The sequence below is a fragment of the Janthinobacterium salmonicoloratum genome, assembly GCF_051380845.1.
In the GTDB taxonomy this organism is placed as follows: domain Bacteria; phylum Pseudomonadota; class Gammaproteobacteria; order Burkholderiales; family Burkholderiaceae_D; genus Janthinobacterium; species Janthinobacterium lividum_F.
In genome coordinates this window covers 188,346-207,277 of sequence record NZ_JBNYXV010000002.1, presented here as the reverse complement: position 1 = coordinate 207,277, position 18,932 = coordinate 188,346, and the positions used below count along the sequence as shown (strand labels likewise).

Below are 18,932 nucleotides of genomic sequence, written 5' to 3'. Positions count from 1 at the left end.
TGAGGATTTTGCCTTTTCGTTCGGGAGATAGGGTGAGAACAAGCAATCACCCATCTGAAAGGATTTACCGTATGAGCAAACGCATGGCAACGCGCCACCTTCCCGTTTTGAACCTGAGCTGTATCGCTACCGCCGTGCGCCTGGCGCTGATCACAGGCCTGACCGTGGGGGCGCTGGGCGTGGCGGCCACGCCGGCCTACGCGCAAGCGGGGGCGGGCCAGGCCCGGCAAGCATTCAACGTGCCGGCCGGTGCACTGGGCCTGGCGCTCAACACTTTCGCGGCGGCGGCGGGCATCGAATTGACGGTTGAGGCTAGCCTGCTGCAAGGCAAGAACAGCGCCGGCCTGTCCGGCAGCTACAGCGTGCCCGAAGGTTTTCATGCATTGTTGCGTGGCCACGGCTTGCTGGCCGTGCGCGAGGGCAATGGCAGCTATACGCTGCGCCGCGAACCGGCGCTGAGTGCAGCGGCAGAGGCCGCCGCCACCATGCCGGCCGTGACGGTGTGGGGCAAGGGCAGCGCAGTGACGGATGCCTACGCAGGTGGCCAAGTGGCGTCCGGCGGCCGCGTGGGGTTCCTGGGTGACAAGGATTTCATGGAAACGCCCTTCAACACCATCAGCTATACGGATAAATTCATTGAAGACCGGCAGGCGCGCGACATCACCGATGTGATTTCCGCGACCGATCCTACCGTCTTCAGCAGCGGCATGACGGGCATCATTGGCGAAAATTATTCGATACGGGGCTTCAGCTCGAATATCGGCGACGTGGCGTTTGGCGGACTGTACGGCATCTCGCCCTACTACCGCACCTCGCCTGAAATGTTCGAACGCATCGAGGTGTTGAAGGGGCCGTCGGCCTTGCTCAACGGCATGCCACCGGGCGGCTCGGTAGGCGGCAGCATCAACCTCGTGCCCAAGCGCGCGGGCGATACGCCGCTGGCGCGCGTGACGGCCTCGTACATGTCGGACTCTCAATGGGGAGGCCATGTGGACCTGGGCCAGCGTTTTGGCGAGAATAAACAATTCGGCATCCGCGTCAACGGCGTCTACCGCGACGGCGAAGGCGCCATCGACCACCAGAAAAAGAAGACCCGGCTCGTCTCCGTGGGCCTCGACTGGCGTGGCAACGGCGCGCGCCTGTCCGCCGACCTGTACCACAGCGAGGACCGCGCCGATGGCTTGAACCGGGGCGTCAACCTGGCCGCCGGCTTGCCCGTGCCGCGCCCGCCGAAGGCGGAAACCCTGCTCAATCCCAGCTGGGCGTTTTACGATACCAAGGACAAGGGCTCCATGCTGCGCGGCGAGCTGGACGTGAGCGAGCAGGTGATGGCGTATGCCGCCTTGGGCGCCAGCCGGGCCGACTACCAGTCGACGGGCGCGTACCTGATCCAGGTATTCAACACGGCCGGCGACTACCGCACCAATCTTGCCGACCTGGGTTTTGACGTGGAAAAGCAGTCGGCGGAAGTGGGCTTGCGGGGCAAGCTGCGCACGGGTGAGATCGGCCATCAATGGGCCGTCAACGCCACCTATTATCACCATACAGACAAGCAGTATGGGCGCCGCAATACCCTGGCGAAAGATTGGATCACGAATATCTATAAGCCCGTCTGGGGACCGGCGACGCGTTTCGAGGCGCCGCAGATTTCCAAGGCGGAATTGCGCCTGGCCAGTGTCGGTCTGGTCGACACGCTTTCCTTTGCGCAAGACAAGGTGCAGCTGACGGTGGGCTTGCGCCGCCAGGAAGTGCTCAGCGACAACTTCAACATCAAGACGGGGGCGCGCACCTCGCGCTATGACGAGGGCGCCACCACGCCCGCCATCGCCCTGCTGGTCAAGGCGAGCAAAACGGTTTCCCTGTACGGTAATTACATCGAAGGCTTGAGCCAGGGCGCCACGGCGCCGTTGACGGCGGCCAATGCGGGCGAAGTCTTTGCGCCGTACAAGTCGAAGCAGGCGGAATTGGGTGTCAAGGTCGACCTTGGCGAGTTCGCGCATACGGTCAGCGTGTATGAAATCAAGCGGCCCAGCAGCTATGTCGATCCCGTCAGCAACATCTTTTCGTTCGGCGGCGAACAGCGCAACCGCGGCATCGACTGGGGCTTCTTCGGTTCGCCCCTGCGCGACGTGCGCCTGATGGGCGGCGTGGCGTATGTCGACCCGGTCTTGAGCAAGACGGCGGGCGGCAGCAACCAGGGCAAGCAGGCAACGGGCGTGCCCAAGCTGCAAGCCAAGCTGGGCGTCGAGTGGGATACGCCCGCCATCCCCGGCGTGACCCTGACGGCGAACGCGACGGCGGCATCGAAGCAATACATCAATGCCGACAATTCGATGTCCGTGCCGGGCCGTACCGTGTTTGACCTGGGCGCCCGCTATGCGACGCAGGCTGCCGGCCGGCCCCTGACCGTGCGCGCCAGCGTGACGAACGTCGGCAACAGGGCGTACTGGGCGCTGCCGCAATGGACCAGCCTGGGCCTGGGGGCGCCGCGCACGGTCATGCTGTCGGCCACGACGGACTTTTAAGCCGGCTAGTCGCTAATCGTCCGGGCCCCGTGCCAGGCTGTCCGAGCGTTGCCACGTCCACAGCAGGCCGACGCCGGCCGAGGTGCCGCTGTTCTGGCGCAGCAAGGGGCTGGCGCGGTTGGCGGCGCCTGTGTAGTTGTCGTAACGCAAAAATGCAAAGGCGCGCCAGTCCCGCTGCAGCCGGTACGAACCGCCCAGGCCCAGCCGCGTGAGCATCAAGCCGCTTTTTGCCGCATACGCCGGGCGCTGACCGGTGGCAAACGCGGGGCTGACGCCATAAAAGTAATCGTTGATGGCGGCATTGCCCAGCACGGCGCCCAGGCTGGCATCGACATTCCATGCCTGCTGCTCGCCTTGCAGCGCATACACGAAGCGCGGCTCGAACGTGGCGCCCTGGCGGTGCAGGCCGCCGCGCGCTTCGATGACGGCGCGCAAGGGCAGTTCCAGGCCCAGGCGGCTGTGCTGCGTTGGCTCGGCCAGCTTGATTTTCAGGCGCGGGCCAAACTCCACCAGGGTGCCCAGGTCCGGCATGCCGCGCCGGGCCGGCACGTCGCTGGACCTGGCCGGCAAGGACAAGGCAAAACCGATATCGACATCGAACCGCTCCGTGTTGAGCAGGCGCGCGCCCACGCCGGAGCGGTCGGCGCGTAATACTTTCCCGCGGTAAATCAGGTAGGGCAGGGCCAGGCTGCGTGTCGAGCGTTCGCTGGCGCCGGGATAGGCGGGCGTGACGGCCGTGCCGCCAAACACGCCCGCTTCCCATAATGGCAGCGGTGGTTCGACGGCGCGCGCCGGTGCCATGGCGGCGAAGAGGGCGGAGGCGACCAGCAAGGTGCGTGCGGTGTTCATCGAGGAACTCCGCAAGGCTTGCCCACCGGCAGCGATTCCAGGTCGGCAAAGGCGCCCAGTGCCCACGATTGATGAAAGCCCAGTTCATTGCGCACGGCCAAGGCTTCCGTCGCCTTGCCCTGGCGTTCATACTGGTCGATCAGCGCCTTGTAGCTGAGCGCGCCCGACCGTTCGATCTTCCTTGCCAGCGCGATGGCTTGGCGGAAATGAAATTCGGCCGCATCGTAGCGGCAGGCCCCGCTGGCGGCCCGTCCCGCCTGATGATGCAGCCGCGCCTGCCAAGCGAGGTCGCCTCGGCCCAGCTCGACATTGTCGGCCGCGGCCGCGTAGCTGCGCATGGCTTGCGCCCAGTCGCCCCGGCTGGCCTCCTCCTGCGCGAACTGTTCCTGCTGCGCCGCCGTGCGCAGTTCGATTTGCGTGGAGCAGGCGTTGAGCGTCATCAAGACTAGCAGCAGGATGAGGCAAGAGCGGAAGGGGAGCAGTGTGGACATGGCGCCACTGTAGCGCATGGGCAGGCGCGCACGTTTGCGCGATACGCATGAATTCGGGATTTCCCCGCGCACGGATGACATATAATTTGCACACGACTTTGTTATCTTTGACACATCACCGAACAGGAGCACCATGTTTTCACGCAAATTCCATTCTTGTGCACAGCTGATGCTGACTACCTTGCTGATGGGCTTTATCGCCGCTTCCCCCGCGCGCGCGCAGCAGGCGGCCGTCAAATTGCCGAACGTGGTGATTCTGGCCACGGGCGGCACGATCGCCGGCAGCGGCGCCGACAGCACCACTACCGTCGGCTACACCTCGGCCACCGTGGGCGTTGAGCGCCTGATCGCAGCCGTGCCGGAACTGAAAAAAGTGGCGAATGTGAAAGGCGAGCAAGTGTTCCAGATCGCCAGCGAGAGCATGGGCAATAGCCACTGGCTGGCCCTGGCCAAGCGCATCAACGTGCTGCTGGCCTCGAACGATGTCGATGGCGTGGTCGTCACGCACGGCACCGACACCATCGAGGAAACGGCATATTTCCTGAACCTGACCGTGAAAAGCCACAAGCCGGTCGTGGTGGTGGGCGCCATGCGTCCGTCGACGGCCATCTCGGCTGACGGGCCCATCAACCTGTACAACGCCGTGATGCTGGCGGGCAGCAAGGAAGCCGTGGGCAAGGGCGTGCTGGTGGCCTTGAACGATCAGATCAACGCCGCGCGCGAAGTGACCAAAACCAATACCTCGACCACCGACACCTTCAAGTCGCCGGAACTGGGCATGCTCGGCTACATCCAGGGCAGCAAGGCCTTCTTTTACCGCCAGTCGACGCGCAAGCACACCTTGGAATCGGAATTTGACATCAGCAAGCTCGATGCCCTGCCGCAAGTCGATATCGTGTATGGCTACGCCAATATGAACCGTGTCGGCATGGACGCCTTCATTGCCGCCGGCGCCAAGGGCATCATCCACGCGGGCGTGGGCGATGGCAGCGTGGCCGCGCAAATGAAGCCGGCCCTGGTGGAAGCGCGCCAGAAGGGCGTGCTGATCGTGCGTTCGAGCCGCGTTGGCCAGGGCATCGTGGCGCGCAATGGCGAGGCCAACGACGATGAACTCGACAGTGTCGTGTCCGACACCCTGAACCCGCAAAAAGCCCGCATCCTGCTGATGCTGGCCTTGACCAAAACGAACAGTACGCAAGAAATCCAGCGTATCTTCTACACCTATTGATCACTGCCGTGCCAGGCTCAGCCTCTTTGGCTGAGCCTGGCTGATTTACGCTTGCCCGCTTTGCTGCCATACTTCGTTTCTGAATAATTACCAGGCAGAAGCAGCAACACTGTTCCTTGTCTCTTGTCTCTTGTCTATGGCTATCCTGTCCGACATCATCCTGTATCCGATCAAATCGTGCGCCGGCATCCATTTGCGCGAGGCGGTCCTGACGCGCTCAGGGCTGATGAGCGAGCACGTGTTCGACCGCGAATGGATGGTGGTGGACGAGCAAGGCCGCTTCCTGACCCAGCGCGAACATCCGCGCATGGCGCTGATCGTGCCGCGCATCAAGGCCACCACGCTGGAATTGCGCGCGCCGGGCATGCTGCGCCTGGAAATCGAACTGGGCTTGCCGCATCCGCAACTGGCGCCCATGCTGGAGGTGCAAGTGTGGGACGATACCGTGCGCGCCTACGATTGCGACGAAGTCACGGCCGCCTGGTTTTCCAACGCCATCGGCGTGCCCTGCCGCCTGGTGCGCTTTCACCCGGACGTGGTGCGCGCCACCAGCACCACCTGGACGGATGGCGTGGCCGCCTCGACCATGTTTGCCGATGGCTACCCGGTGCTGATCGCCGGCAGTGCCTCGCTAGCCGATGTCAATGACAAGCTGCGCGCCGCCGGCCGCGAGGCGCTGCCGATGAACCGTTTCCGGCCCAACCTCGTTATCGGCGACATCGGCGCCTTCGAGGAAGACTATGCGGCATTCCTGCAATTTGGCGCCACCGTGTTAAAACCCGTCAAGCCGTGCTCGCGCTGCCCGATCCCGTCGGTGGATCAGGCCACGGGCGTGCCCGGACCGGACCCGCTCGACGTCATGCATGGCTATCGCGCCAAGCCCGAGCTCGACGGCGCCATCTGCTTCGGCATGAACGCCATCGTCACCGAAGGCGGCGATGAGCGTATCGTGGTGGGGCAGGATATCGGTTTCGAACTGGCATTTTAAGCATGGCGCCCGTACAGAAGGGTTTAAGGTTTCTATGAATCAAGCAATACCGCCGGACCCGCGCATTGCCAGCCTCGAAGCCGAAAACCAGGCCTTGCGCGCGCGCATGGCTTTCCTGCTGGAACAGGTCGAGCGCAACCACGACATCATGTGCCGCCACCAGGCGTTCGACCTGGAAATCGTCGGCGCGTCCACGTTTCCCGAACTGATCGGCACCATCTTCCGCACCCTGCCCGTGATTTCCGACCTCGACGGCGTCACCCTGAGCCTGCTCGACGAGGATGACGATATCGTGCTGGTGATGGAAAAGCTTGGCGTCGATTTCAGCGCCTTTCCGCAGTTGCTGTTCGTGCATGCTGTGGCGGAGCTGGGTTTTGCCGCACCAAAGCCTGTGGCCGAGGGCGAAGCGGCCTTGCCGCCGTTACCGCTGCTGGGTGCCTTCGATGCGGCCGTGCATGGCCCGCGTTTTCCGCAGATCAACGTTCCCCTGCGCAGCGTGGCGCTGGTGCCCTTGTTGCGCAACAAGCGCCTGATTGGCAGCCTGAACCTGGCCAGCAGCGACGTGACGCGCTTTACGCCCGCGCTGGGCACGGATTTCATCAAGCACATGGCTTCCATCATCGCCATTTGCCTGGAAAACGTGATCAGCAATGAAATGCTGAAATACATCGGTTTGACCGATTCCCTGACGGGCGTCTACAACCGCCGCTATATCGACCGCCGCCTGCTGGAAGAAATCGCCCGCGCGCGGCGCCAGAATTATTGTATTTCATGCATGTATATCGACATCGACCATTTCAAGCTGGTCAATGACACCTATGGCCACCAGGGCGGTGATGAAGTGCTGCGCGAAGTGGCCACCCGCATTCGCACGGAGTTGCGCCGCTCCGATGCGCTGGGACGCTTCGGCGGCGAGGAATTCGTCGTGCTGCTGATCGACGCCGACCTCGACAGTGCGACGTTCGTTGCCGAACGCATCCGCGCCAGCATCGCCGGCACCATGTTTGACTTGCCGGGCAGCGCGCAGGCGTGGGTCAGTGTATCGATCGGCGTGGCCAGCCTGGAAGCGGGCGCGGCCCTGCTACCGATCGAAACGGTGGCGCAGCAACTGGTGGCGCACGCCGACCAGGCCCTGTACCAGGCCAAGGCCGATGGCCGCAACAAGGTCATCAGCTGGCAGGCGCAGGTCGAATAATTATTTCAACAGCAAGGTTTCGGCTTTGGCCACGGCGTCGGCCGTGCCGCGCAGTACCACCACGTCGCCGCTGGCCAGCTGCGTCTCGGGGGTGACATCGAGGCGGCCGCGGCCGCGGCGGATGGCCGTAACAAACGCGCCGCAGGCAGCCACGTCGATCGTGCTCAAGGGCAAGCCCACGCAGAGCGCGCCCTCGCTGACGGTGACCGTATGCAGGCGTTCCAGCTCGGCATCGTCGCCTGTATCGCTGGAACCGTGGAAATAGCCGCGCAAGGACGCATAGCGCTCTTCGCGCGCCGCCTGCACCCGGTGCACCACGCGGCGCAGGGGCACGCCCATCATGATCAGCGCGTGCGAAGCGAGCATCAGGCTGCCTTCCATCAATTCCGGCACCACTTCGGCCGCACCCGCCTTCTTCAACTGGTCGAGGTCGGTATCGTCGTAGCTGCGCACGATGACGGGCAAGGTCGGCGCCATTTCTTTAAGTAAATGCAATAACTTCAGTGCCGAGGGCGTGTTGGCATACGTGATCACCACGGCGCTGGCCCGGTAGATGCCGGCCGCCACCAGGCTTTCGCGCCGGCCCGCGTCGCCATACGAGACGTGGGCGCCGGCCAGTTGCGCTTCCTGCACCCGTTCCGGGTCCAGGTCCAGCGCGTGGTAATCGATTTTTTCTTCCGCCAGCAGGGTGGCCAGGCTTTGCCCGCTGCGCCCGAAACCGGCGATCAGCACGTGTTTCTGCGAGGCCATGGTGCGCGTGGCGATCTTGGTGAGCGCCAGGGATTGCATCATCCAGTCGTTGGCCGCCAGTTTCATGACGATGGCGTCCGACTTGGCGATGAGGAAGGGCGCCGCCAGCATCGACAGCACCATCGATGCCAGCACCACCTGCACGACGAACGGATCCATCAGCTTGATGCCGCCAGCCAGGTTCAGCAGCACGAAGCCGAACTCGCCCGCCTGCGCCAGTCCCAGTCCCGTGCGCAAGGCCACGCCGTTGCTGGACCCGAACAGCCGGGCCAGGCCCGCGATCAGGGCGAATTTCAGCAGCACGGGGCCGCACAGCAGCAGCAGGACGAGCCACCAGTTGTCGAGCACGACGCGAATATTGAGCAGCATGCCGACGGTGATGAAGAACAGGCCCAGCAGCACGTCGCGGAAGGGCTTGATATCCTCTTCCACCTGGTGCTTGAATTCCGTTTCGGAAATGAGCATGCCGGCAACAAACGCGCCCAGGGCCAGCGACAGCCCGGCCCGTTCCGTGATCCAGGCCGCGCCCAGGGTGATCAGGAGCAGGTTGAGCATGAACAATTCTTGCGAGCGGCGCTTGGCGACGATGGTCAGCCAGCCGCGCACCAGTTTCTGGCCGATGAACAGCAGCAAGATCAGCACGACCAGCGCCTTGCCGCCGGCCCAAGCCAGGGTTTCGGCCAGGTTGTCGGAATCGCGCGTGAGGGCGGGAATCAGGATCAGCAGGGGCACGACGGCCAAGTCCTGGAACAGCAGGATGCCGATGATCTTGCGGCCGTGTTCGCTTTCGAGTTCCAGCCGTTCCGTGAGCATTTTGGACACGATGGCCGTCGACGACATGGCCAGCGCGCCGCCCAGGGCGAACGCGGCTTGCCAGCTCAGGTGGATGTAGGCGGACAGGTAGCGCCCGACGAACCAGCCGAAGACGACGGTGGCGATGATGGTGGTGACCACCTGCGCCATGCCAAGGCCGAAGACGATGCGCCGCATGGCGAGGAATTTGGGAAGAGAAAATTCGAGCCCGATGGAAAACATCAGGAAGACGACGCCGAACTCGGCCAGGGTGTGGCTGGCCTCGTTTTCCGCTGCCAGGCCCAGCGCGTGGGGGCCGATAACGATGCCAACGGCCAGGTAGCCCAGCATGGGCGGCAAATGCAACATTCTGAAAGCGACCACGCCCAGCACGGCGCTGCCGAGTAACATCAGGGTCAGTTCAAGCGAGGAAAACATGGGTTGCCCGGTACGGTCAATGGAAATCGTTGTTTGTTGTGACTGGCAAGTTTTTTGCTTTCCTAATTCGTTTATACTTTGGGCATGAGTGTAACCCATGAAAAAACAATGCTGAAAGCTTTTGATCGAATTGACATGCAAGCGACGACCGAGCGCGCTGTCGCGCTGGCCCGTACCACCTTGCAGATCGAGTCCGACGCCATCAATGCGCTGCACGCGCGCCTGGCCACGGATGACAGCGTGGGCCGCGCCGTGGCGATGTTGTTGCAATGCAAGGGGCGTGTCGTCGTCTCGGGCATCGGCAAGTCTGGCCATATCGCGCGCAAGATTGCCGCCACCCTCGCTTCTACCGGCACGCCGGCCCTGTTCGTGCATCCGGCCGAAGCGGCCCATGGCGACCTGGGCATGGTCACCTCGGACGATGCTTTTATTGCCATATCGTACTCAGGCGAATCGTCGGAACTGATGGCCATCATGCCCGTCGTCAAGCGCATGGGCGGCGTGCTCATTTCCATGACGGGTAAACCGAACTCCAGCCTGGCCCAGCTGGCCGACGTGCACCTGGATATTTCTGTTGAGAAAGAAGCCTGTCCGCTGAATCTGGCGCCGACGGCCAGCACCACCGTTACCCTGGCCCTGGGCGACGCGATCGCCGTGGCCTTGCTCGATTTGCGTGGCTTCAAGGAAGAAGATTTCGCCCGCTCGCACCCGGGCGGTGCCCTGGGCCGCCGCCTGCTCACCCACGTGCATGACGTCATGCGCAGCGGCGAACGTGTACCGAAAGTGCCCGTGCAGGCTTCCTTGCTGCAGGCGCTGGAAGAAATGACGAAGAAGGGCATGGGCATGACGGCCGTCGTCGACGCGGACAACCGCCCCGTGGGCGTGTTTACGGATGGCGACTTGCGCCGCATGTTCGAGCGCGTGCAGGATTTCACGCAAGTGGCGATCCGCGACGTCATGCATGCGCAGCCGCGCAGCATCGCGCCCGAACGCCTGGCCGTGGACGCCGTGGCCGTGATGGAGCAGTTCCGCATCAACCAGATGCTGGTCGTCGATGCCGACGGCAAGCTGGTGGGCGCACTGCATATCCATGATCTGACGCAAGCGAAGGTGATCTGATGGATAGCGTAGCGGACAACCTGGCGCGCGCGGCCAAGGTCAAACTGATGATCTTTGACGTCGATGGCGTGCTCACCGACGGCAGCCTGCATTTCGGCCCGGACGGCGAGATGATGAAAACGTTTAATGTGTATGATGGCCTGGGCATCAAGCTGCTGCAGGAATCGGGCGTGCAGACGGCCATCATCAGCGCGCGCCGCTCGGCCATCACGGCGCGCCGCGCGCAAGACCTGGGCATTACCCATGTGCACCAGGGCGGCCATGACAAGCTGACGCCGTTTCGCGAACTGCTGGCCCTGACGGGCTTGACGGAAGAGCAATGCGGCTATATCGGCGACGACGTCATCGATGCGCCCATCCTGAAACGCGTGGGCTTTGCCGTCAGCGTGCCGGGCGGGCGTCCGGAAGTGCAGGGGCTGGCGCACCATGTGACGCAGGCCGGCGGCGGCCGCGGCGCGGTGCGCGAGATCTGCGAATTCCTGCTGCGCGCCCAGGACAACTATGCGCGCGTCATGGCGCCGTTCCTGGAGTGAGGCGCGCCGCCTCGCCAGTGACCTTTGAAAGAGTGAAGCCCTATGCGTAAGCCAGGAGGCGCCCATCGCTGGCGCATGATTTTTACCGTGCTGGGCGCGGTTGTTGTCGCGCTGGGCAGCTTTTGGCTGCTCGAGGTGATGAACAAGAATAGCCTGGACATCACGGCCAGCAAGCATCTGGATGAGCCCGACTATTTCATCACCAATTTCAGCCTGGTGCGCATGGATTTGACGGGTAAGCCCAGCTATATCGTGTCGGGCACCAAGCTCACGCATTATCCGCTGGACGATTCGTCCGATATCGACCTGCCCTTCGTGCGCAAGCTCACGCCCGGCATGCCGCCGATGAACATGAATGCGGAACTGGCGCATATCGACCAGGACAATACCCGGCTGCAACTGCACCGCAAGGTCGTGATCGACCGCGTGGCCAGCCCGAAGGCGCAGAACCTGACGGTCAAGACGGAAGCGCTGACGGTGTTCCCGGACGAGGAAAGAATGGAAACGGACGTGCCTGTCGATATCCTGACGGGCGCCTCGCGCATCAATGGCATCGGCATGAAGGCCAATAACGCCACCGGCGTGGTGGAAGTGCAGAATGCGCTGCGCATGGTACTCCCGCCGAAACCGCGCCCGGCCGCTGCGGCAAAATGACAGAATGAAACAAGGAAACCATACTATGAAGAACATCTTGCTGTTGACACTATTCTCGACCGTTTGCTCGTTGGGCGTGATGGGCGTGGCGCATGCCGAGAAGGCCGATTCCGAGAAGGAGGCCGTCATCACTGCACGTAGCGGCCACGTCGATGACGTCAAGCAAGTGCGTACCTTGACGGGCGACGTCGTGCTGGTCAAGGGTACCCTGACCATGAAGGCGGGCCGGGCCCTGATCACGGAAGACCCGCAAGGCTACCAGTTCATTACCTTCTGGGCCGATCCCGGCAAGCTGGCCACCTTTCGTCAGAAGCGTGATGGCGCAGGCGACCTGTGGGTCGAAGGCGAAGCGGAGCGCGTGGAATACGACAACAAGACGGAAGTGGTGAAAATGTTTTCCAGGGCCAAGCTGACGCGCCTGGAAGGCACGAAAGTGACCGACGTGGCCAATGGCGCCTTCATCTCGTATGACAGCCGCAAGGAAGAGTTTGCGATGGAAAATTCCAACAGCGGCACCAGCACCCCGGATGGCGGCAGCGTGCGCATGGTGATCCAGCCGAAGACCAAGGCGCCAGCGGCGGAGAAAGCGCCGGCCACGCCTGCGCCAGGAAAGAAATAATGGACAATACACGTTGCGGCAGCACCCTGATCGTTCGCGGGCTGCAAAAAACCTATGGCAAGCGGCAAGTCGTGCATGATGTCTCGCTGCAAGTCGAATGCGGCGAAGTGGTGGGTTTGCTGGGCCCGAACGGCGCCGGCAAGACCACCTCGTTCTACATGATCGTCGGCCTGGTGCCGTCGGACGGCGGCAGCATCGATATCAGCGGTGTGGATATCTCCAGCCTGCCGATCCACCGCCGGGCGCAGATGGGCCTGTCCTACCTGCCGCAGGAAGCGTCCGTGTTCCGCAAGCTGACGGTGGAAGACAATATCCGCGCCGTGCTGGAAATCCAGACCGTCGAAGGCCGACCGCTGAAGAAAGCCGAGATCGAGGAGCGCCTGGATAAATTGCTGGCCGACTTGCAGATTGAAAAGCTGCGCGAGAACCAGGCGCTGTCCCTGTCGGGCGGCGAGCGCCGCCGCGTGGAAATCGCCCGCGCGCTGGCCACCGATCCCCGTTTCGTGCTGCTGGACGAACCGTTCGCCGGCGTCGATCCGATCGCCGTGATCGAGATCCAGCGCATCGTGCGCTTTTTGAAGGAGCGCAATATCGGCGTGCTGATCACCGATCATAATGTGCGCGAGACGCTGGGTATTTGCGACCGTGCCTACATCATCAACCAGGGCTCGGTACTGGCGTCGGGACGCCCCGACGACATCATCGCGAACGAGTCGGTACGCCGGGTCTATCTGGGCGAACACTTCCGCATGTGAGCCAATGAAACAATCATTGCAGCTGCGCACTTCGCAGCATCTGGCACTGACGCCGCAGTTGCAGCAATCGATACGCCTATTGCAATTGTCTACCCTGGAATTGCACCAGGAGCTAGAGCAATTGCTGACGGACAATCCCTTGCTCGAGCGTCTCGACGATCCGCTCGACCGTTCGCTGCGTCTGCTGTCCGACGGGGCCTTGAGTTCCACGGCCGCGCCGGCCGAAGCGCCGCCCCAGCCGCCAGGCCAGGAGGTGCCCGCAGCGCCGGCCGAAGCGGAAACCTTTGACGGCGAGGCGGGCGAGAGCCCGGCCGCCGCGGAGGGCGGCGACAGCGACTGGAGCGAGGCGAGCCGGGGCAAGGCGCCCGACGACGAAGATTCGCGCCCGCAACTCGAAGCCCACCACTGCACCCTGCGCGAGCACCTGATGGAGCAGATGCGCGTGACGGTGCTCGAATTGCGTGACCGCGCGCTGGTCGAGCTGATCATCGACGCGCTCGACGATAATGGCTACCTGGAAGAGTCGCTCGACGACATCCTGGCGCGCCTACCGGAAGAGCTGGAAATCGATGCCGACGAGATGCGCACGGCCTTGTCGCTGCTGCAAAGTTTCGATCCGCCCGGCGTGGGCGCGCGCAATGCGTCCGAATGCCTGGCCCTGCAAATCAAGCGCTTGCCGCATATCGCCATGGTGACGCGGCGCATGGCCCTCGTCATCGTGGAAAAGCACCTGGCCTGGTTTGCCCAGCGCGATTTCAACAAGCTGAAAAAAGCCCTCGATTGCGACGATGAAGACTTGCGCGAGGCGCAGACGGTGATTCGCCAGTGCAATCCGCATCCGGGTGCCGTGTTCGCTTCGGACGTGTCCGATTACGTGGTGCCCGACGTCGTCGTCAAGCGCGCGCGCAATGGCTGGCAAGTCACCCTGAACAACGATGTCATGCCGCGCCTGCGCGTCAACGCCATGTACGCCAACCTGCTCAAGCAGGGCAAGGGCGAGGGCGCCATGGGCGCGCAGTTGCAGGAAGCCAAGTGGCTGATCAAAAATATGCGCCAGCGTTTCGACACGATTCTGCGCGTGGCGCAGGCGATAGTAGAAAGACAAAAGAACTTTTTCTCGCATGGGGCCGTTGCCATGCGCCCCCTTGTGCTCCGTGAAATAGCTGATACACTGGGTTTACACGAGAGTACTATCTCGCGGGTAACAACTCAAAAGTACATGCTGACCCCGCACGGCATGTTCGAGTTGAAATATTTTTTTGGTAGCCACGTCGCCACCGAAGCGGGGGGCGAAGCGTCATCGACGGCGATACGGGCATTGATCGTGCAACTGACAGGAGCAGAAGACCCTAAAAATCCTTTATCCGACAGTAAGATTGCGGACATGCTGGGGGAACAAGGCATGGTGATTGCGCGACGTACTGTTGCCAAGTACCGGGAAGCGTTGAAAATTCCGCCAGTGAGTCTGCGTAAGTGTTTGTAAGTTTTTTTCGGTTCCTCTGCGGGCCGGATACGATGGACCGCACGAACCCGATCATCTTTAGGAGTGTGTATGAATCTCACCATCAGCGGACATCATCTCGAAGTGACACCAGCCATCCGTGAATACGTACAAACGAAGCTGGAGCGCGTGAAACGGCATTTTGATCAAGTCATCGATATCGCCGTGATTCTGACCGTGGATAACCTCAAAGAGAAAGAAAAACGTCAAAAGGCCGAAGTCAACCTGCGTCTGAGTGGAAAAACTGTCTATGTGGAAAGCCTGGCGCAAGACTTGTATGCCGCAATTGATAGCCTGATCGACAAGCTCGATAGGCAAGTGATGAAGTACAAAACCAAAGTGCAAGGGCACGGTAAAGAGGCGATCAAGCATCTGCCAGACAATTCGGACGAAGAATTCGCCGCCGCCTAAGAACACCAAAAAACCTACTGCGCGTCGCGATTTGCGGCCTCCGATGCTCACTGTGCATACGCACAGCTCCGCTTCTCAGCCACAACTCACATCTGCTCGCTACGGTTTTTCCACGTGTTCTACGGCCTGCGACTTTGAACCGGTTGTGATCAACTAAGGGCGCTCACTGCGCCCTTTTTTGCGCCTGCCGCCTTTGTCGGGCAGCACAATGGGAACGCAATGTTCCCCGCGCAGGCGCTAGAATGTTTGCACTTTCACTTCTTTCCTGCCTGCCATGAGCGACTTCGTCGAGACCTCCATCCGCAACCGCACCGGGCACATCGTGCTCGACCGTCCGAAAGCCTTGAATTCCCTGTCGCTGGAGATGGTGCGCGCCCTGAGCGCGGCCCTGCTGGCCTGGCGCGACGATCCGCAGGTGGACGCCGTCGTGATCCGCTCCAGCAGTGAAAAAGCCCTGTGCGCCGGCGGCGACATCCGCTTCTTTTACGATGCGGGCCTGGCCACGCCGCAAGGCGGCAGCGCCTTGCTGGAAGATTTCTTTACGGAAGAATATGCGCTCAACCATGTAATTCATTTCTATCCGAAACCGTATATTGCCGTGATGGATGGCGTGGTGATGGGCGGCGGCATGGGTGTGGCCCAAGCCGGGCCTGGCAACCGTCTGCGCATCGTCACGGGCCGCACGCGCATGGCCATGCCGGAAGTCAATATCGGCCTGTTTCCCGACGTGGGCGGCAGTTACTTCCTGTCCCGCCTGGCCGGTCAGCTGGGCCTATACCTGGGCTTGACGGGCTTGACGATCAACGCGGCCGATGCCCTGTACACGGGACTGGCCGATGTCTACCTGCCCGAGGCGCAGATGGGGGCGCTGCTGGCCCTGTTCGAATCGACGCCGGGCGAGGCCTTACCGGTGGCCATCAAGGCGCTGGCGGCACCGTTTCAGGCCGAGGCGGGCGTATCTGCCCTGGCCACGGCGCGCGCGGCGCTGGACCGCCATTTCGGCGCCGGGTCCGTGGCCGCCATCATGGCCTCGCTGGCGCAGGACGACAGCCCGTTCGCCGGCAAGGCCCTGGCGGCCATGCGCCTGCGTTCGCCGCTGATGATGTCGGTGACCCTGGAATTGCTGCAGCGGGGCGCCCACCTGGGCGTGGCCGATTGCCTGCGCATGGAGCGCAGCGTGGTGCGCCACAACTTCGAACATGGCGAAGTGCTCGAAGGCGTGCGCGCGCTGGTGGTCGACAAGGACAATGCGCCGCGCTGGAACCCTGCCAGCCTGGACGAGGTCGACGCGACCATGGTGGCGGGCTTCTTTGCCCCCGTCTGGCCGGCGCAAGCGCATCCGCTACGCCACCTGGATTAACTAGGAGCGCTCGCGGTGGCGTAGTACGACCCGTTCATTCGGGCCGAAGTATTGCGCCAGCCGTTCCGCCATGTACACGGAGCGGTGCTGGCCACCCGTGCAACCCAGGGCCACCGTCAGGTAGCTGCGGTTATCGGACTTGAATGACGGCAACCATTTTTCGATGAAGGCGCGGATGTCGGCCAGCAGTTCCAGCGCGCTCGGCTGCGCATCGAGGAAGGCGATCACGGGCGCGTCGCGGCCGTCGAGGGGGCGCAGCGCCAGGTCGTAATAGGGATTCGGCAAGGCCCGCACGTCGAAGACGAAATCGGCGTCCAGCGGCACGCCCAGCTTGAAGGCGAACGATTCGAAGAACAGGGTCAGCGGCGCGCGTTCGGAGGCGACGATATCCTTGATCCACGCGCGCAATTTATTGGCGCTCAGTTCCGACGTGTCGATCACATGGCCCAGTTGCTCGATGGCCGACAGGCGTTCGCGTTCTTCCGAAATGCATTCGATCAGGGTGCGGCGACTGGCCGGATTCTGGTTCGGACGCAATTCATGCGACAGCGGATGGCTGCGCCGCGTTTCCGAGAAGCGCGCCACCAGCGAATGCGTGGTGGCCGTCAAAAACATGACCTTGACGTCGTGCCCCTGGTCGCGCAACAGGGCCACATTGTGCGGCAGGCTGGTCAGCGACTCGGCGCTGCGCGCATCGACGGCGACGGCCAGTTGCGGCGTCCCTTCGTCGAGCAGGGTTTGCACCAGGCTGGGCAGCAAGGCCGGTGGCAGGTTGTCGACACAATAGTAGCCGGTATCTTCCAGCACATTGAGCGCGACGGATTTACCGGAGCCGGATATTCCGGTGATAAGGACGATATGCATACGTCGATCATACAATAAAGATCGGCGCTGCGCTCCCGAGGCAATGATCTTTACAAATTATTGCAATTTTGACTGTAGTGTTGGTTAAACAAAATCATCTCAGTAGGAACCTGTTCTGCCATTCAATTAGTCACCGCTCATTGCCAATCTCTGCCGCTCCATGAACTCCTGCAAGGTATCGATGCCGCGCAACTGCAGAATCGTGTTGCGCACGGCCGCTTCCAGCAGCACGGCGATGTTGCGGCCGGCGGCGACGGGGATGACGACCTTGCGCACGGGTAAGCCCAGCACGTCTTCCGTGGGGAACAGGAAAGGCAGGCGCTCGACTTCTTCTTCCAGCGCGTTGCGGCGCACCAGGTGCACGATCAGTTTCAAACGCATCTTGCGGCGCACGGCTGTTTCGCCAAAGATGGCCTTGATGTCGAGCAAGCCCAAGCCCCGCACTTCCAGCAGGTTTTGCAGCAGGGGCGGGCAGCGGCCTTCGATCATGTTGGGCGCGATGCGCGAGAATTCGACGGCGTCGTCGGCCACCAGGCCGTGGCTGCGCGAGATCAGCTCCAGGCCCAGCTCGCTCTTGCCCAGGCCCGAATCTCCCGTGATCAGCACGCCCACGCCCAGCACGTCCATGAATACGCCATGCATGATGATGCGCTGCGCCAGTTTTTTCGACAGGTACACGCGCAGGAAGTCGATCACTTGCGCGGCCGGCAGCGGGGTCGAGAACAGGGGGATGTTTTGTTCGTCGCAGATGGCGAGGATGTCAGGCGGCGTTTCCAGCCCTTGCGCGATGATCAGCGCGGGCGGACCGCCGGCGATCAGCTCACCGATCACGTGGGTGCGCGTGTTGACCTTCAGGCGCTGATAGTAATTGATTTCCTGGTGACCAAAGACCTGGATGCGGCCCGGATGGATCAGGTTCAAGTGGCCCACCTGGTCGGCGGCCGACGAGACGTCGCCCGAGATCAGGCGCTCGCCGCCGGGGAAGCCGGCGAACCAGCCCAGTTGCAGACTTTCACGATTATCGTCGTACAGGCGTTGTATCGTCAGCGGCGTTTGCAACATGGCAGTCTTCTTCAGGAGTGGAGGAATACCTGAAGTTTAACCCGCCGCTTGCAGACTGGGTTGCCAATTGACGATGCGCGAATGCACGGATTTCGGTTCCGGATCCGTGGCCAGCGCCGTGCGGAAGGCATCGTCGGAAAACATTTCGGCGATTTCCGACAGGATTTCCAGATGTTGCTGCGTGACATGATCGGGAATCAGCAGGAAAAACAGCAGATTGACGGGCTTGCCATCAGGCGACTCGAACGGAATCGGTTCGGCCAGGCGCACGAAGGCGCCCAGCGGCGCTTTCAAGGTTTTGCTGCCCTTGACTCTGCCATGCGGCACGGCCACGCCATGGCCCAGACCAGTCGAGCCCAGGCGTTCGCGGGCAAACAGATTGTCCGAGACGGTGGAGCGGGCGATGCCGTAATTGTTTTCGAAGATCAGGCCGGCTTGCTCGAAGGCGCGCTTTTTACTGGAGACTTCCAGGTCCAGCAGGACGTTTTCGAGGGATAGTATTTTGCTAAGATTAGTCATGACACTCAATGAAATGGTGCAATGCGCAGAGGGCTTGCGAGCCGAATTATAGGCCTGTTTCAGCGGCCTGTAACGCCAATTCTCAACAGTATACGCCCGCTGCGGGCGCGGTGGGCGCTACAGTCCGTCTCGCCATCATTTTAGCAAAAAAATAACGCCAGGGTGTATCGGCTATTTCTTGATTAAAAACACGCGGCGCGCCGGTTTTTCCGCCGCCGAATGCCGATTTTCCGATTTTTCAGCGTCTTTAAGATGCTCTGCGGCACTACTGCAACGTTG

The 18,932-nt window shown here is 62.2% G+C and carries 18 protein-coding genes; 12 read left to right on the top strand and 6 right to left on the bottom strand.

The window, feature by feature from the left end:
* Nucleotides 1-71: 71 nt before the first annotated feature.
* On the top strand, nucleotides 72-2,525 hold the full coding sequence (locus ACQ4WY_RS14095; RefSeq protein ID WP_436504648.1) for a TonB-dependent siderophore receptor: 2,454 nt from the start codon (nucleotides 72-74) through the stop codon (nucleotides 2,523-2,525).
* A gap of 12 nt (nucleotides 2,526-2,537) precedes the next feature.
* Here the strand turns inward: ACQ4WY_RS14095 and ACQ4WY_RS14090 are convergent, their stop codons facing one another.
* Nucleotides 2,538-3,374, bottom strand: coding sequence for a MipA/OmpV family protein (locus ACQ4WY_RS14090; RefSeq protein WP_436504647.1), 837 nt, complete (start codon nucleotides 3,372-3,374; stop codon nucleotides 2,538-2,540).
* The gene (locus ACQ4WY_RS14085; protein WP_436504646.1) at nucleotides 3,371-3,865 is read right to left on the bottom strand and encodes a hypothetical protein; all 495 of its coding nucleotides are present in this window, start codon (nucleotides 3,863-3,865) and stop codon (nucleotides 3,371-3,373) included. The genes ACQ4WY_RS14090 and ACQ4WY_RS14085 overlap by 4 nt, the downstream gene beginning before the upstream one ends.
* 133 nt (nucleotides 3,866-3,998) lie before the next feature.
* Between ACQ4WY_RS14085 and ACQ4WY_RS14080 the strand changes: the two genes are divergently transcribed.
* The 3 genes from ACQ4WY_RS14080 to ACQ4WY_RS14070 all read left to right on the top strand — a co-directional run bounded on the left by ACQ4WY_RS14080 (nucleotide 3,999) and on the right by ACQ4WY_RS14070 (nucleotide 7,276).
* Nucleotides 3,999-5,093: a type II asparaginase gene (locus ACQ4WY_RS14080; RefSeq protein WP_081344939.1), complete on the top strand. Its 1,095-nt coding sequence runs from the start codon at nucleotides 3,999-4,001 to the stop codon at nucleotides 5,091-5,093.
* A gap of 136 nt (nucleotides 5,094-5,229) precedes the next feature.
* Entirely contained in the window at nucleotides 5,230-6,081 is an 852-nt protein-coding gene (locus ACQ4WY_RS14075) for an MOSC domain-containing protein (protein ID WP_436504645.1), read from the top strand.
* 34 nt (nucleotides 6,082-6,115) lie between these two features.
* Nucleotides 6,116-7,276, top strand: coding sequence for a GGDEF domain-containing protein (locus ACQ4WY_RS14070; protein WP_353659112.1), 1,161 nt, complete (start codon nucleotides 6,116-6,118; stop codon nucleotides 7,274-7,276).
* Here ACQ4WY_RS14070 and ACQ4WY_RS14065 read toward each other — a convergent pair whose 3' ends face one another.
* Nucleotides 7,277-9,256, bottom strand: coding sequence for a cation:proton antiporter domain-containing protein (locus ACQ4WY_RS14065; protein WP_436504644.1), 1,980 nt, complete (start codon nucleotides 9,254-9,256; stop codon nucleotides 7,277-7,279).
* Between the two features lie 84 nt (nucleotides 9,257-9,340).
* On the opposite strand from ACQ4WY_RS14065, the gene ACQ4WY_RS14060 reads away from it, so the two are divergent.
* The 8 genes from ACQ4WY_RS14060 (at nucleotide 9,341) to ACQ4WY_RS14025 (ending at nucleotide 16,208) form a co-directional block, all read left to right on the top strand.
* A complete protein-coding gene (locus tag ACQ4WY_RS14060; protein ID WP_436504643.1) occupies nucleotides 9,341-10,375 on the top strand; it encodes a KpsF/GutQ family sugar-phosphate isomerase in 1,035 nt (344 codons plus the stop codon).
* On the top strand, nucleotides 10,375-10,908 hold the full coding sequence (locus ACQ4WY_RS14055; protein ID WP_034778379.1) for a KdsC family phosphatase: 534 nt from the start codon (nucleotides 10,375-10,377) through the stop codon (nucleotides 10,906-10,908). The genes ACQ4WY_RS14060 and ACQ4WY_RS14055 overlap by 1 nt, the downstream gene beginning before the upstream one ends.
* A 42-nt stretch (nucleotides 10,909-10,950) precedes the next feature.
* Nucleotides 10,951-11,562, top strand: coding sequence for an LPS export ABC transporter periplasmic protein LptC (lptC, locus tag ACQ4WY_RS14050; RefSeq protein ID WP_353659108.1), 612 nt, complete (start codon nucleotides 10,951-10,953; stop codon nucleotides 11,560-11,562).
* A gap of 25 nt (nucleotides 11,563-11,587) precedes the next feature.
* Nucleotides 11,588-12,181, top strand: a complete 594-nt coding sequence (gene lptA, locus ACQ4WY_RS14045) for a lipopolysaccharide transport periplasmic protein LptA (RefSeq protein ID WP_353659107.1) — start codon at nucleotides 11,588-11,590, stop codon at nucleotides 12,179-12,181.
* Nucleotides 12,181-12,936: an LPS export ABC transporter ATP-binding protein gene (gene lptB / locus ACQ4WY_RS14040; RefSeq protein ID WP_034753325.1), complete on the top strand. Its 756-nt coding sequence runs from the start codon at nucleotides 12,181-12,183 to the stop codon at nucleotides 12,934-12,936. Before lptA ends, lptB begins: the two co-directional genes overlap by 1 nt.
* A 4-nt stretch (nucleotides 12,937-12,940) precedes the next feature.
* Nucleotides 12,941-14,419 (top strand): RNA polymerase factor sigma-54, encoded by a 1,479-nt coding sequence (locus ACQ4WY_RS14035; RefSeq protein WP_436504642.1) that lies wholly within the window; start codon nucleotides 12,941-12,943, stop codon nucleotides 14,417-14,419.
* Between the two features lie 69 nt (nucleotides 14,420-14,488).
* Nucleotides 14,489-14,848, top strand: coding sequence for a ribosome hibernation-promoting factor, HPF/YfiA family (hpf, locus tag ACQ4WY_RS14030; RefSeq protein ID WP_353659106.1), 360 nt, complete (start codon nucleotides 14,489-14,491; stop codon nucleotides 14,846-14,848).
* A 274-nt stretch (nucleotides 14,849-15,122) separates the two neighbouring features.
* Nucleotides 15,123-16,208 carry an enoyl-CoA hydratase/isomerase family protein gene (locus tag ACQ4WY_RS14025; RefSeq protein WP_436504641.1) on the top strand — a complete coding sequence of 362 codons (1,086 nt, stop codon included), beginning with the start codon at nucleotides 15,123-15,125 and terminating at the stop codon, nucleotides 16,206-16,208.
* Here the strand turns inward: ACQ4WY_RS14025 and rapZ are convergent, their stop codons facing one another.
* The 3 genes from rapZ to ACQ4WY_RS14010 all read right to left on the bottom strand — a co-directional run bounded on the left by rapZ (nucleotide 16,209) and on the right by ACQ4WY_RS14010 (nucleotide 18,653).
* On the bottom strand, nucleotides 16,209-17,072 hold the full coding sequence (gene rapZ, locus ACQ4WY_RS14020; protein WP_035824128.1) for an RNase adapter RapZ: 864 nt from the start codon (nucleotides 17,070-17,072) through the stop codon (nucleotides 16,209-16,211).
* 126 nt (nucleotides 17,073-17,198) lie between these two features.
* Nucleotides 17,199-18,134, bottom strand: a complete 936-nt coding sequence (gene hprK / locus ACQ4WY_RS14015) for an HPr(Ser) kinase/phosphatase (RefSeq protein ID WP_034753337.1) — start codon at nucleotides 18,132-18,134, stop codon at nucleotides 17,199-17,201.
* Between the two features lie 36 nt (nucleotides 18,135-18,170).
* Complete coding sequence (locus tag ACQ4WY_RS14010) at nucleotides 18,171-18,653, bottom strand: PTS sugar transporter subunit IIA (RefSeq protein ID WP_071079718.1); 483 nt, start codon at nucleotides 18,651-18,653, stop codon at nucleotides 18,171-18,173.
* Between the last annotated feature and the right edge of the window lie 279 nt (nucleotides 18,654-18,932).